Origin of the sequence: Enterobacter sp. CGMCC 5087, assembly GCF_003144775.1 — a bacterium.
In the GTDB taxonomy this organism is placed as follows: Bacteria; Pseudomonadota; Gammaproteobacteria; order Enterobacterales; family Enterobacteriaceae; genus Enterobacter; species Enterobacter cloacae_M.
This window is the reverse complement of record NZ_QFXN01000077.1, coordinates 1-14,852: the sequence shown is the minus strand read 5'-3', so window position 1 is coordinate 14,852 and position 14,852 is coordinate 1. Positions and strand designations below refer to the sequence as shown.

The window sequence follows — 14,852 nt, the reverse complement described above, 5'->3', positions numbered from 1 at the left end:
GGTACACCGCTGACCGGAACCGCCGAGGCTGGAGCACTCATTACCGTTAAGGATAGCGGCGGGAACGTCATTGGTACCGGGGTTGCGACCGGGGGCAACTTCTCCATCGCGGTCAGCCCGGCCCCGCAGGATGGCGCGACCCTGACCGTGACCGCAACCGATGCGTCCGGACGTACCAGCCCTGATGCGACTTACAACGTCACCGGTACGCTTCCGAATCTTCCAGACGTGCCCGTCATCACGGCGATTGTCGATGACGCGGATCCGGTCACCGGCGATGTGAAAGGCAAAACTACCAACGACACCACGCCAACGCTTACCGGTACGGCCGAAGCGGGCAGCCTGATAACCATCTATCAGGACGGTAGCGCGACGCCATTGACAACGGTGACCGCTGACGGCAGCGGCAACTGGAGCTATACGCCAGCCGCGCTTGGCGAGGGGCTGCACACCTTTGAGGTGACCGCGACCCTCAACGGCCAGACCAGCGGCCGCTCTCCGGCGGCCAGCGTCACCGTCGACCTAACCGCACCGGGCACGCCAGCTATCGGCGCGGTGATTGACGACGTCGGTCCGGGCACCGGCCCGCTGACCAGCGGCCAGATCACCAACGACAACCAGCCGACCCTCACCGGCACCGGCGCGGTGGGCGATACCATCTCCATCTACAACAACGGCGTGCTGCTGGGCAGCGTGGAGGTCGGCAACACCGGCACCTGGAGCTACACCACGCCCGTTCTTGCAGAGGGTAATAACGTCCTGACCATCCGCGAGACCGATCCGGCGGGGAACCAGAGCGGTCCTTCGGCGGGCTTCACCGTCGTGGTGGACTCCGTTTCCGCCACGCCGGTTATCACCAACGTCACGGATAACGTCGGTAACGCCGCCACCACGGTAGTTAGCGGCAGCGAAACGAACGACGCCACGCCAACCCTTTCGGGGACAGCGGATGCAAACAGCGTGGTGACCATTTTCGACGGCGGCACCCAGATTGCCGTGGTGACGGCTGACGGCACCGGCGCATGGACGTTTACCCCTGATACCGCGCTTGTCGAAGGCTCGCACAGCTTCACCGTTCGGGCGACCGACCCGCTGGGCAACGTCAGCGCAATCTCAGCCCCATGGAGCGTGGTGGTTGACCTGACGGCGCCGACGGTTCCAACGCTGGATACGGTGAGTGATAACGTCCCTGGCGGCGTCACGGGCAACCTGACCAGCGGGCAGGCGACCAACGACAACACCCCGACGATTAGCGGCACCGGACAGGCAGGCAGCACCATCTACATCATGAATAACGGTACGCAGTTGGGTACGGCGATTGTCGACGGAACCGGCAACTGGTCCTTCACCCCGACCACGCCGCTGGACGACGGCAGCTACTCCCTGCGCGCGTACGCAACGGATGCCGCGGGCAACGCCTCGGCGAACTCGTCGGTCTTCGCCTTCACCGTCGATACCGCAGGCCCCGGCGTGCCGGTGGTGACCAGCGTGATTGACGATGTCGGCCCGGTCACCGGGACGCTCACGTCGGGTAACAGCACTAACGACGCGCGTCCGACCTTCAACGGTACGGGCGACGTGGGTTCTACGGTGCACGTGATTGTTGATGGCAACGAAATTGGCACTGCGGTGGTCAATGCCCAGGGCAGCTGGACCTTCACGCCGGGTACCGATCTGCCCGACGGACCGCATGCCATTACCTTCAACGCCACCGACGCGGCGGGCAACGTGGGTACTGCAACGGCACCGTTTAACCTGACGGTGGATACGGGCGTGCCGTCTGCGCCGGTCATTTCGACCGCGGGTGACAATGTGGGCAGCATTCAAACCCCGCTCTCTTCCGGGCAGAGCACCGACGACACCACGCCGACGCTGAACGGCACCGCCACCGCAAACGCCACTGTCACCGTGTATGAGAACGGCCAGCCGGTCGGCACCGTTCAGGCGGACGGTACCGGCGCATGGAGCTTTACGCCGTCAACGCCGCTGGCCAGCGGCAGCCATACCTGGACCGCCACGGTCACCGATGCAGCGGGCAACGTCAGCCCGACCTCGCCGGGCTTTACCCTGATTGTTGATACCGCGGCACCGAACGCGCCGGTTATCAGCCAGGCGATAGACGACGTGGGCAGCATCACCGGCCCGCTCACGTCCGGGCAAACAACCGACGATACCGTTCCGCGCCTTGTCGGGACCAGCGAACCGTTTGCCACCGTGAACATCTATGAGGGAACAACCCTTGTCGGAACAGGCACCGCGGATGGCAACGGAAGCTGGAGTATCTTGCTCAACACCACGCTGACAGCGGGCGCGCACAGCTTCACCGCGCAGGCAACAGATGCGGCAGGCAACACCAGCGTGTCCTCCACCAGCTTCAGCCTCACCGTCGACACCACGCCGCCTGCGCTGCCGGTGCTGACCAGCATTCTGGATGACGTGGGCAATGCGGCGACGCCGGTGGCGAACGGCGGGTTCACCAACGACGCGCAGCCAACCCTTAGCGGCACGGCGGAAGCCGGGTCAACGGTGAAAATCTTCGATAACGGCGTACAAATCGGCAGCGTGACGGCGACCGGCGGGGCGTGGAGCTTTACGCCATCCCCGGCGCTGAGCAACGGTCCGCACAATTTAACCTTTACCGCCACCGATGCGGTGGGCAACGCGAGCGCGCCTACCGCCGGGTATGTAATTAACGTCGATACCCTCGCGCCGGGCGCACCGGTCATCAGCTCGGTCATTGATGATGTCGGCAGCGTCACCGGGCCGGTGACCGGAACAAATCCGACCAACGACACGCGCCCAACGCTGAGCGGAACCGCCGAAGCGAATGCCACGGTGCGGATCTACGATGGCATCACGCTGGTGGGCACGGTGACCGCCGACGGCAGCGGAAACTGGACCCTGCCGCAAACCACCACGCTGACGCAAGGAACGCATAACTTCACCGCCACGGCCACCGATGCGGCGGGCAACACCAGCGTGGCGTCAGCCGTGACGACGATTATCGTCGATACGACCGCCCCAACGGCGCCAACCGGAACCTTCAACGCCGACGGTAGCGTCCTGACCGGAACTGCGGAAGCAGGCAGCACCGTCGCGATCCGCCTTGCGGACGGCTCGACGGTGACCGCCATTGCGGACAGCAACGGCACCTACACCTACACTTTCATTAACAAACAGACCGAAGGCCAGACGCTGCAGATCACCGCCACCGATGCCGCGGGCAACACCTCGCTGCCGGGCTCCGCCCTTGCGCCGGTGGTGCCGCTCTCCGCCAGCAATAACGTCGAAGAGCTGAACCTCAGCACCACGGCAACCGTGACCAACAGCCAGTACAGCGATTACGGCTTCCTGCTGGTCGGCGCCGTCGGCAACGTCCTGACGCTGCTGGGCAATGATACGGCCCAGGTCAACTTCACGGTGGGCAACGGCGGCAGCGCCGATATCGTGGTGAACGCCAACGCCACGGGAGCGGTGCTCTCTCTGCTCAACACCCTTGAACTGGTGGTTCAGCATTACGTCAACGGCGCCTGGACCACCGTGGTGGACACCGGCCAACCGCAGTTTGCCGATCTCCTGACCCTCGGAGCAACCGGCGTCTCGCTGAACCTGACCGGGCTGGCTGACGGCAACTATCGCGTGCTCAGCTACAACACCAACCTGCTGGCAACCGGCTCCTACACCAGCCTCGACGTGGCGGTGAAAGAGACCGGTCCGGGTACGGTCACGGGCGAAACCAGCCTCAACGGCAACGTGATCCTCGATACGGACCCGACCGCCGGCAGCGACAACGCGCCGGCCGGAACCACTATCTCCGCGGTCACGAACGCCCAGGGCGTCACCACCAGCGTGAACGCCGACGGCACGGTAATCCAGGGCCAGTACGGTACGCTGACCATCAACCGCGACGGCAGCTACACCTACAGCCTGACCGACACCAGCGCCGCGGTCATTGGCCGGACGGAGAGCTTCACCTACACCATCACCCATAACGGCGTCAGCGCGTCAGCAAACCTGGTACTGTCTCTGGGTGCCGGTACGGTAATCAACGGCATTGTGGCGGTGGACGACACGGCCTCGCTGACCTTTGACACCACCGTGAGCGAGATTAATAACGGCGCCTCGTCTCAGAACGGTTTTACCCTGGTGGGCATTAATCTCGGCAGCACGCTGGGGCTTAACCTGCTGGACGACATGACCAACCCGATTATCTACAACGTCGAGGAAGGCACGACCCGCACCATGACCATCCAGGCCTCCGTGGGCGGCGTGGCGCTGGCGTCGGTGTTCGATCTGTACGTCTATAAGTTCAACAACGCCACCCAGACCTTCGAGCAGGTTCGCGTTGAGTCGGGCTGGCTGCGCGCCCCGCTGCTGGGGGGGACCTCATCTCAGCTGACGCTGAATCTGCCGGCCGGTGAGTACCTGTTCTTACTCAATACCGCATCGGGGATCGCCGTCCTGACGGGCTACACGCTGAGCGTTCTGCAGGATCATGTCTACAGCGTGGCGAGCATCAGCGAAACCACCACGGGCGACGTGCTGGCGAATGACCCTGTTCCGGCGGGCACGGTGGTCACCGAAGTGAACGGCGTGGCGGTCAACAGCAGTGGAACAACCGACATTCAGGGGGAATACGGCACGCTGACCATCAATTCGTCCGGCCAGTACACCTACACCCTGAGAAGCGGCGTGGGGGCGGACCATATCAGCACGCCTGACACCTTCGTCTACACCGTTACCGCACCTGACGGCTCGAAGGATACGGCATCGCTCAACATCACCCCAACCGCCCAGGCGATGGATGCGGTGAACGATGTCAGCGCCACGATGGACCTCACCTCGGTGCACCACACGTCGGTCTACTCGGATACCACCGTGGGTACCGCCAGCTGGACGACCGCGCTGCTCTCGTCAACCCAGGGCTCCGGCAGCGGAACCTTCGTGGTCGACCCGAACACCGCGCTGCACAACGCGTCGCTGCACTTTAACGTGGCCTCGCTGCTGTCGCTGGGCGGACTGACGGTGAACTGGTCCATCAGCGATGGGTCGGGCGTGATTCGCAGCGGTTCCTTCAGCGGCGCCTCGCTGCTGGGCGGCAGTATCGACGTTCCGCTGACCGGGCTGGATCTCAACGCCGGGACCTATACGCTGAACTTTACCGGTAGCGTACCGGGGCTGAGCGTCGGGACCATCACCATCACCCCAAGCGTGAACGGCACCACCTACTCGCTGAGTGATTTTGACGTCACCGGCAGCCACACCGTCAACGGCAATATCTTTGACGGCACCGACTCTGGCGGCGTGCTGGATCAGCTCCACTCGGTGGATACCCGCCTGAGCGTGACCGGGTACAACGGCGTGACCACCACGCTGGATCCGTATACCGGCAGCGCAACGGTGAACATTACCGGCCATTACGGCGTCCTGGCGATCGGCGCTGACGGTCATTACACCTATACCCTCAACAGCGGGGTATCGCTCTCAACCATGACGTCGAAGGAGACCTTCAACTACACCCTGACCGATGCCAACGGCAACACGGATACCGCCACGCTGACCATCAATATGGCACCGCAGTTCATCAGCTCGGAGCATAACGACGCCATCACCGGTACGGCCTACGGCGATACGCTGATTTATCAGGTGCTGAACAGTACGGTGGGAAATGCCACGGCGGGCAACGTCAGCAGCACCGCGGGCGATCACTGGACCGGCTTCTCGCTGGCGCAGGGGGACAAAATCGACATCGGCGATCTGCTGGTGGGCTGGGATGGTAATACCGCCTCGTTGGGGAATTATATCCATGTCACACAAAGCGGTAGCAACACTGTGATCTCCATCGACCGTGATGGTGCAGGGTCCACCTACACTAATACTGCACTCGTTACGCTTGATAACGTTCAGACCACATACGACGAGCTTGTTAACCAGCAACACATCATTACCTGATAGCACCTGCAAGAGATGACCCGGGCGCACAGCGCCCGGGCATAAATAATAAAGACATACTCTTTTTAATAGGGACATGACATGGGAATGAAGATGCCTCACTGGTGGCTCTCGTGCTGCCTGATATCTATGCCCGCTCTCTGCGCGAACCCGGCGGCAATCATCAATACCGGGCAGCTTCGCGAAACGCAGGAACTCCCCTCGCTCAATGGCCGCGTCGCACCTGCGGCTGGCAAAGCCGCACCCGGTTCATTGCAGCTTGGCGATGCCGTTAACCGCGCCGTCACCTGGCACCCGGCGATCGGCGAAGCCGTGGGAAAACTCTATGAACAGAGCGAAGAGGTGGACGTCGCTAAATCAAAATACTATCCGCAGATTAATGCCGGCGTGGACAACGGCTATTCCCATGACGGCGACCAGAACGGCTTTACCCCATCGCTGGTGCTCTCTCTCTCACAGATGCTCTACGACTTTGGCAAAGTGGCCAGCCAGGTGCGCGCCGAGAGCGCGGGCGTTGCCCAGCAGCAGGCCAACGTGCTGGTGAGTATCGACACTATTGCCCACGATACCGCCATCGCCATGGTGCAGGTGCAAACCTTACAGCAGATGGTCGACACCGCTAAAGAACAGCTCGACGCCCTCTCCTCGATTGGCACGCTGACCCGCCAGCGTAACGACGAAGGGGCCACGTCGCTCTCTGACGTGGTGCAGACCGATGCGCGCATTGAAGGCGCGCGCGCCCAGCTAATGCAGTACCAGGCCAGCCTGGACAGCGCCCGCGCCACGCTGATGAGCTTTCTCGGCTGGAACAGCCTGAACGCAATCAGCAATGACTTTCCACAAAAGCTGGGCCGGAGCTGCGACATCGCCGAGCCGGATGACCGTCTGGTGCCCGCGGTACTTGCCGCCTGGGCGCAGGCTAACGTCGCCCAGGCGAACCTCGACTACGCCGACGCGCAGATGACGCCCACCGTCTCGCTGGAGCCGGAGGTGCGTCACTATATGAACGATCGCTACGCGGGGAGCGAAACCCGGGATCGCACCCAGTATTCAGCCTGGGTAAAAGTGCAGATGCCGCTCTATCAGGGCGGCGGCCTCACCGCCCGGCGTAACGCTGCCGGACACGCGGTGGAGGCGGCGCAGTCCACCATTCAGCGTACGCGCCTTGACGTCCGCCAGAAGCTGCTGGAAGCCCGCAGCCAGGTGATGAGCCTGCAAAGCACGCTGCAAATCCAGGGCCGCCAGGAAGCCCTCAGCGCACGCACCCGCGAACTGTACCAGCAGCAGTATCTCGATCTCGGTTCGCGCCCGCTGCTCGACGTGCTCAACGCCGAGCAGGAGGTCTATCAGGCGCGCTTCACCCAGCAGCAGACCCTCGGTCAGCTGCACCAGCTGCAGCTCAACTGCCTGTATAACACCGGGCAGCTGCGTCATGCGTTCGATCTTGATAACCGCACCATCCAGACCGTGGAGATCCAGCCATGAAGCAGCGTGATATCCCGCAAGGTGAAAACATGACGGATGAGGCGCTGGCGCAGTGGGCGCAGGCCTTCGGTTTTGTCGCCACGCGCTACCGCGTCGCCTGCTCGCCCGGCGCTCTGATCGCAGGCGCACCGTGGCTAAAAGGCAAACCGATGGTGCCCGCCCTCACCCAGCTGGCCCGCGAAGCGGGGCTGTCGTTTCAGCTTCTTACCGACGATCGGCAGGCGATCAACAGCTGGCGTCTGCCGGTAGTGGTGGCGATGAACGACGGCAGGATCGGCGTGATCGAGCATTTCGACGGGGACGATACGCTGGAGGTCAGCTTTTTTGACGATGAGACCTACACCAACCGGCTGTCGATGACGGCGATGCTGCCCGCTATCCGCCACGTCATTGCCCTGCGTCCACTCGCCGCGCTGAAGGACAGCCGCGTGGATGCCTATATCTCAAAATACCGCCCGGACTGGCTCTACCGGCTGGTGATGCGCGACCTGCGCCCCTACAGCTGGGTCATGCTGGCCGCCCTCTTTATCAACGTGCTGTCGCTCTCCGGAATCGTCTTTTCCATGCAGGTCTATGACCGGGTGATCCCCGCGCAGTCCTACCCGACGCTTTACGTCCTGACCATCGGGGTGCTGATTGCCACCCTGTTTGGCTTTGTGCTGCGCGTGGCGCGCGGGCACATTATGGATCTGCTCGGCAAGCGCTCGGACATGCGCGTTTCGGATCGCGTCTTCGGCCACGCGCTGCGGCTGCGCAACAGCGCGATCCCCCGCTCCACCGGCAGCTTTATCTCTCAGCTGCGCGAGCTGGAGCAGATCCGCGAGATGGTGACCTCGTCCACCATCTCGACGATTGTTGATCTGCCCTTCTTTCTCCTGTTCGTGGTGGTGCTGGCGATCATCGCGCCGCAGCTGGCGTGGATCGCCCCGGTCGCGGCGGTGATCATGGTCCTGCCCGGCCTGCTGCTGCAGAAGAAGCTGGCGGAGCTGGCGAAACAGTCGGCCCATGAATCGACCCTGCGCAACGCGGTGCTGGTGGAGAGCGTGCAGGGGCTGGAGGACATCAAGCTGATGCAGGCGGAAAACCGCTTTTTGCAGCAGTGGAACAGCTATATCCTGATCACCGCCGAATCCGGCCTGCGCACCCGCGAGCTGACGCAGAACCTGATCAGCTGGGGGATGACCATTCAGAGCCTGGTCTACGCCGGGGTGATCGTGGTCGGCGCCCCGATGGTGATCGACGGCACCCTGACTACCGGCTCGGTGGTCGCCGCGTCGATGCTGGCCTCCCGCATGATCGCCCCGATGGCGACGCTGTGCGGCGTGCTGGCGCGCTGGCAGCAGGTCAAAGCGGCAAAAGAGGGGCTGGACAGCATCATGCAGCTTCCCACCGAAAATCAGCGCGAGGAGACGCCGATCCGCCAGGACGTGCTGCGCGGACACTATCTTTTCGAGCAGGCGCAGTTCCGCTATCAGCCGGACGATCCGCGCATGGCGCTGCGCATTAACCGGCTGGAGATCCGGCCGGGAGAAAAAGTGGCGATCCTCGGGCGCAACGGCGCGGGCAAATCGACCCTGCTGCAGGCCATGGCGGGCGGGATGGATCTGGCGGCCGGCGAGCTGCGGCTTGATAACTTCAGCCTGCCGCATCTCGACGTCGCCGACGTCCGGCGCAACGTCGGCTTTATGACCCAGAACGCGCGGCTGTTTTACGGCACCTTGCGCGAAAACATCACCCTCGGCATGCCGCGCGCCACCGACGAAGAGATTTTCGAGGCGCTGGAGCTGACCGGCGCGGCAGGCTTCGTGCAGAAGCTGCCCAAGGGGCTGGACTACCCGATCATGGAAAACGGCGTGGGATTATCCGGCGGACAACGCCAGTCGATTCTGCTGGCACGGATGCTGCTGCGCGATCCGAATATTGTGCTGATGGATGAACCCACCGCGTCGCTGGACGAGCACACCGAGCGGGAATTCATCCAGCGCCTGGGCGACTGGCTCGGGCATCGCACCCTGATTGTCGCCACGCATCGCGTACCGGTGCTGGAACTGGTGGAGCGCGTCGTGGTGTTGAAAGAAGGGATGCTGGTGATGGACGCGCCAAAAGCCCAGGCGCTGAACAACAGCCGTATGCAGCAGCAACAGCAGCAGGCAGCAACCGGACGGGAGTGGAAAAATGAAAATCAGTCAGCGTGACGTGGCGGCAATGGACGATTTGGATAACGCCCTCGACTCCGAAAGCGGCTACACCGGCGCGCGCCGGATCGTGCTCTTCACGCTGCTGATGTTTGTAGTGCTGGGCGTCTGGGCGTGGTTTGGCGTGCTGGATGAGGTATCAACCGGCTCAGGTAAAGTGATCCCCAGCTCGCGCGAGCAGGTTCTACAGTCTCTCGACGGCGGGATCCTCACCGAGCTGAACGTCCACGAGGGCGATCAGGTGCAGGCCGGGCAGGTGCTGGCGCGGCTCGATCCGACGCGTTCCGAATCGAACGTCGGCGAAAGCGCGGCGCGCTACCGGGCCTCACTGGCCTCCAGCGCCCGCCTGTACGCCGAGGTGAACGATCTCCCGCTGAAGTTCCCCCCTTCGCTGGCAAAATGGCCGGATCTGATTGCTGACGAAACGCGCCTCTACAACTCCCGCCGCGCGCAGCTGGAGGATACCCAGCGGGAGCTGCGCGCCGCGTTAGATCTCGCCAATAAGGAGCTGGCCATCACCCAGCGGCTGGTCAAAACCGGCGCCGCCAGCCACGTGGAGGTGCTGCGCCTGCAGCGGCAGAAAAGCGATCTGGAGCTGAAGCTCACCGACGTACGCTCGCAGTATTACGTTCAGGCCCGGGAGGCGTTATCCAAGGCCAACGCCGAGGTGGATATGGTTTCAGCGATCCTCAAAGGCCGCCAGGATTCCGTGACCCGTCTGACGGTAAAATCCCCGGTACGCGGGATCGTGAAAAACATCAAGGTCACCACCATCGGCGGCGTGATCCCGCCCAACGGCGAGCTGATGGAGATTGTGCCGGTGGACGATCACCTGCTGATCGAAACCCGCCTGTCGCCGCGCGATATCGCCTTTATCCACCCTAACCAGGAGGCGCTGGTTAAAATCACCGCCTACGATTACGCCATTTACGGCGGCCTGCACGGGGTCGTCGAAACGATCTCTCCGGACACCATCCAGGACGAGGCCAAGCCGGAAGTGTTCTATTACCGGGTGTTTATCCGCACCAGCCAGGATTACCTGGTGAATAAGGCGGGCAGGCACTTCTCGATTGTGCCGGGGATGATTGCGACGGTGGACATCAAGACCGGCGAGAAAACGGTGCTGGATTATCTGATCAAGCCGTTTAACCGTGCGAAAGAGGCGCTGCGGGAGCGGTAGTCAATCGCCGGGTGGCGTCTCCGCCTTACCCGGCCTACATACCCGGAGGCCCTTGCAAGCGCAGCGCCGCCGGGCATTAAACCGCACGTCAGAACTGGAACCTACCTCGGAGTATTAATCTTTAGCCATGCATCCCACTTCCCTTCAGCAATCGCCCAGGTAATATTAACCCCAGACAAAAACGCACTTGCGCACAGTGCGGGAGTGCATTACTATTCAATCAGCTTCAAGGACTGGAGCTCAGCACCATTATGATTAGTTATTTTCGGGATCAATGGCTTGAGGATTTTTTTCTTTACGGCAGATCGAGCAGTGTTATTCCTGCAAATCTGGAAACTGCGCTTGCGAGAAAGCTCGATATCATCAGAGCAGCAACCTCGCACAGGGATTTGCGATCGCCACCGGGCAATATGTATGAAGCATTGAATCCTCCGCTGAAGGGATATTCCTCAATCCGAGTAAACAGGCAATACAGGCTCGTATTTCGCTGGACAGAGGGTAAAGCAGAAGATCTCTACCTCTCTCCACACAAGTACACGCAACACAAGTGAGGCATCACCTATGACACTTCAACAGGCACTCCGCAAACCCACCACGCCGGGCGACGTGTTGCAGTATGAGTATCTTGAACCGCTCAATTTGAAAATCAGCGATCTGGCGGAGATGCTCAACGTTCACCGCAACACCATCAGCGCGCTGGTCAATAACAATCGCAAGCTTACTGCAGATATGGCGATCAAACTGGCAAAAGCCTTTGATACCACGATTGAATTTTGGCTTAACTTACAGCTGAACGTCGATATCTGGGAAGCGCAATCCAACCCCAGGACGCAGGAAGAGCTAAGCCGTATAAAGACCGTTGCGGACGTCATAGCTAAGCGAAAATCAGGCCAGCCGGATGTTGCCTGATTCGGTAAACAATTCACTTATCAATACTTTTTCAGGAAGAAATCATGCGCCAACGAACCATTGTCTGCCCCATCATCCAGAATGACGGTGCCTACCTCCTGTGTAAAATGGCCGACGATCGCGGCGTGTTCCCCGGCCAGTGGGCTCTCTCCGGCGGTGGAATGGAACCGGGCGAAACCATGGAACAGGCGTTGCGCCGTGAGATCCGCGAAGAGCTGGGCGAAGCGCTGGTGATTGTCTCGGTTACGCCATGGGCTTTTCGCGATGACATCAGGGTGAAAACCTACGCCGATGGCACCACAGAGGAGATTTACATGATCTATCTTATCTTCGACTGCATCAGCGCCAACCGGGAAGTCACGTTTAATGAAGAGTTTCAGGAGATCGCCTGGGTGAATCCGGAATCGTTAAAAGAGCTGGATCTCAACGCAGCCACGCGCATTACCTTCGCCCAAAAGGGCCTTCTTTAATCACCCACTGCCCCGGCGTTTTACCGGTCCATGCTCTGAAAACCTCAATAAATGCGCTGACGCTGCTGTAGCCGCAGGACAGCGCAATCCACCCTACCGGCTTCCCCGCCGCCAGCCACTCCATTGCCCGCATGACGCGCGCCAGCTGCCGCCAGTTAACAAAGTTCATTCCGGTCTGGGCGCTAAACCGACGGTTGAACGTACGTACGCTCATCCCAGCATGAACAGCATGGCTCTCGACCGTCTGGTTATCATCGACAAACTGCAGCAAATGGCTGACCACTTTCTTCAGACGCGGATCCGTCGGCACGGGCAGATAAAAACGAGCCTGGGGCGTCAGGGCAAGCTCATCCAGCAGCAAAGTCAGCTTTCGCGGATCGTACTCGCTCTCTGCATCGCATAAACGGGAAAATAGTGCATGGGTGAGATCGTCGGGCTCGAACAGCGCGGGCGCATCGGGAAGCATTGCGCATCCGGCGGGGTCAAGATAGATAGCACAGCCTTCTATCGCACTTTCGGAAAAAGCGGCGTGCTGCCGATCCGGAGGGATCCAGCCGATGTGTTTTGCCGGTACGACCGATCGCGCCTGCGGCGTCTCAATGACCAGCAGCCCCGCTGCAATGCGCCACAGCTGGCCGGTGCGATGACTGTGCCAGGGCGTTCGGTACCCGCCGGGATGAAGGAGCGTTTCAACACTGACCATATCATTTTGACCGAAAAGCGTTATTCATCGACGCATTACAGAAACTACGTCTTCGGCTGTCAAGGATAATGGTGATTCACCCTATAAGGAGCCCGCATGAGCATTATCACATCCTTGATATCCCACACCGACAACGCCGCGCAGCGCGAAAAGATGTCCTGCCTCTTAACCCGCTTATTCAACGGCGATATCGATCCGGCAGAGGTATTTACGCCCGATTACCAGCAGTTTACGGACGGTCACGCGCTTGACTACCGGGGTTTTGTCCAGCATCTGAGCCACGTCAGCTCGCAGATCCGCGCGATCGCCTTTACCGTGGTGGAGATAGCCTGTCATGACGAACTTCTGGCTGACCGGCATATCGTGACGGTCACGCATCCTGATGGTCGTCAGGCAGAGATCGAGGTTTACCTGTTTGCCGCGCTGCGTGAAGGGAAAATCTGGCGGATCCATGAAGTCACGCGAGCACTCAGCGGCTATGCTGCAGATCGCATGCTGGCACACGCGACAGAATAATCTTACTCCGCCGGACGCGGTGCGGCGCTGTTATACACGCCAATATAACGCGCAAATTTCCCGAGAAACACACCGGCAAACACGCCGCCGGAGACGATCGCCAGCGCGCTCATGGCGGGCTGCTGCATCGTCTGGGGAGAGACCGCGCTCATCACGCCCAGCACATACTTGACGCCGAACGCCAGCATCATAAACGGCAGCGCGGTGTAGTCTGCCTGACGGTAAAGGCTGCGCGGCGCATCTGCGCGGGTGATAACCGCCTGCTTAATCAGGAAATACCCCAGCGCGGCCCCTGCGAGGATCCCCGCCGTCCACAATGCGACAGTTCCGGGCGTCAGCGTGCGGTAGACCACCAGATCGTAGATATCCCAGATTAGAAATATTGCCGGAATGATGGCAAGCCTCTCCAGCGTAACGGTGGCAGGCCTGCGGGCTTTAATGCCGCGAGAGATAAGGAAGATAAACAGCACCCACACCCAGGCGGGCGTGTGCGTAACGACACCGAACAGAAATTCAAACATGGAGATCTCCATGGACGATCGCGGCCCGTGCCGCCCTGAACGCGTATTGCGCATAACGGCAGGAAAGCCACTATGCGCAGGTCTTTTACAGCGATTTTTTCAGGCGTTGAACCGCTTCCTTCAGCTCTTCATCCGTTGGCGTGACAAACGACATACGCAGCGTTGAATGGTCTGGCTCATTGCAGTAGAAAAATTCGCCCGGCACAAATACTACGCCGTTACTTAACGTTTTTTCCAGCCAGCGAGTGGTATTACTCCCATTTTTCATAGTCGCCCACAGGAACATGCCGCCCTTCGGCTTGTGGAACGACATCACATCGCCCAGCTCGGCCTCCAGCTCGGTTGCGAACGTCTGGTATTTCTGGCGATAGGCTTCGCGGATCGTTTTAATCTGATCGGGCAGGCGACCGGTTTTCAGGTATTCATACGTCATCAGCTGCGACAGCGTGCTGGTGTGCAGGTCGGTGGTTTGCTTAAGGTTTACTACTGCGCGCTTCAGCCATTCCGGCACCAGCACCCAGCCCACGCGGGTTCCTGGAGCAAGAATTTTGGAGAAGGTCGAGGTATACACCACGTTGTCTTCGTTGCCGATATCTTTGGCATGGGCAATTAACGGGCGGAAAACTTCATCGGTATAATTAATTTCGCTGTACGGATCGTCTTCAATAATGACGAAGTCATAGCGCTTCGATAATTCCACCAGCTGTTTGCGACGCGCCTCAGAAAGGGTTACCCCGCCAGGGTTGCCAAACGTCGGAACAATATAGACCGCTTTGATGGTTTTATTTGCCGCCAGCGCTTCAAGCTCATCCACCTTCATGCCGTCGCCGTCGGTGCCAACGGATTCAAAATTCGCCTGCGCCAGGCCGAAGACCTGCAGCGCGGCAAGATAGGTTGGACGCTCAACCACAACGGTATCGC

At 60.7% G+C, this 14,852-nt stretch carries 11 protein-coding genes; 8 read left to right on the top strand and 3 right to left on the bottom strand.

What is annotated here, in order from left to right; all coding sequences use genetic code 11:
- The 7 genes from DEO48_RS06880 to nudI form a co-directional block, all read left to right on the top strand.
- The coding region (locus DEO48_RS06880; protein ID WP_146198248.1) for a BapA/Bap/LapF family large adhesin at positions 1 to 5,952 on the top strand (5,952 nt) is incomplete at its 5' end.
- Positions 5,953 to 6,033: 81 nt separating this feature from the next.
- Positions 6,034 to 7,437, top strand: coding sequence for a TolC family outer membrane protein (locus DEO48_RS06875; protein WP_059445672.1), 1,404 nt, complete (start codon positions 6,034 to 6,036; stop codon positions 7,435 to 7,437).
- On the top strand, positions 7,434 to 9,632 hold the full coding sequence (locus tag DEO48_RS06870; protein WP_109844722.1) for a type I secretion system permease/ATPase: 2,199 nt from the start codon (positions 7,434 to 7,436) through the stop codon (positions 9,630 to 9,632). The genes DEO48_RS06875 and DEO48_RS06870 overlap by 4 nt, the downstream gene beginning before the upstream one ends.
- Before the next feature lie 10 nt (positions 9,633 to 9,642).
- Entirely contained in the window at positions 9,643 to 10,812 is a 1,170-nt protein-coding gene (locus DEO48_RS06865; protein ID WP_109844723.1) for an HlyD family efflux transporter periplasmic adaptor subunit, read from the top strand.
- Between the two features lie 251 nt (positions 10,813 to 11,063).
- The gene (locus tag DEO48_RS06860; RefSeq protein WP_109844721.1) at positions 11,064 to 11,363 is read left to right on the top strand and encodes a type II toxin-antitoxin system RelE/ParE family toxin; all 300 of its coding nucleotides are present in this window, start codon (positions 11,064 to 11,066) and stop codon (positions 11,361 to 11,363) included.
- Positions 11,364 to 11,373: 10 nt separating this feature from the next.
- Positions 11,374 to 11,721, top strand: coding sequence for a HigA family addiction module antitoxin (locus tag DEO48_RS06855; RefSeq protein ID WP_109844720.1), 348 nt, complete (start codon positions 11,374 to 11,376; stop codon positions 11,719 to 11,721).
- A 44-nt stretch (positions 11,722 to 11,765) separates the two neighbouring features.
- Positions 11,766 to 12,191 carry a nucleoside triphosphatase NudI gene (gene nudI, locus DEO48_RS06850; RefSeq protein ID WP_109844719.1) on the top strand — a complete coding sequence of 142 codons (426 nt, stop codon included), beginning with the start codon at positions 11,766 to 11,768 and terminating at the stop codon, positions 12,189 to 12,191.
- On the opposite strand, the gene DEO48_RS06845 is transcribed toward nudI, so the two are convergent.
- On the bottom strand, positions 12,163 to 12,894 hold the full coding sequence (locus DEO48_RS06845; RefSeq protein WP_109844718.1) for an AraC family transcriptional regulator: 732 nt from the start codon (positions 12,892 to 12,894) through the stop codon (positions 12,163 to 12,165). The two genes, nudI and DEO48_RS06845, sit on opposite strands and share 29 nt — an antisense overlap.
- Positions 12,895 to 12,990: 96 nt before the next feature.
- On the opposite strand from DEO48_RS06845, the gene DEO48_RS06840 reads away from it, so the two are divergent.
- Entirely contained in the window at positions 12,991 to 13,410 is a 420-nt protein-coding gene (locus DEO48_RS06840; protein ID WP_109844717.1) for a nuclear transport factor 2 family protein, read from the top strand.
- 2 nt (positions 13,411 to 13,412) lie between these two features.
- On the opposite strand, the gene DEO48_RS06835 is transcribed toward DEO48_RS06840, so the two are convergent.
- Complete coding sequence (locus DEO48_RS06835) at positions 13,413 to 13,931, bottom strand: DUF6622 family protein (protein WP_109844716.1); 519 nt, start codon at positions 13,929 to 13,931, stop codon at positions 13,413 to 13,415.
- A gap of 85 nt (positions 13,932 to 14,016) precedes the next feature.
- Positions 14,017 to 14,852, bottom strand: an 836-nt coding sequence (locus DEO48_RS06830; RefSeq protein WP_109844715.1) for a PLP-dependent aminotransferase family protein, incomplete at its 5' end; no start/stop codon positions are given.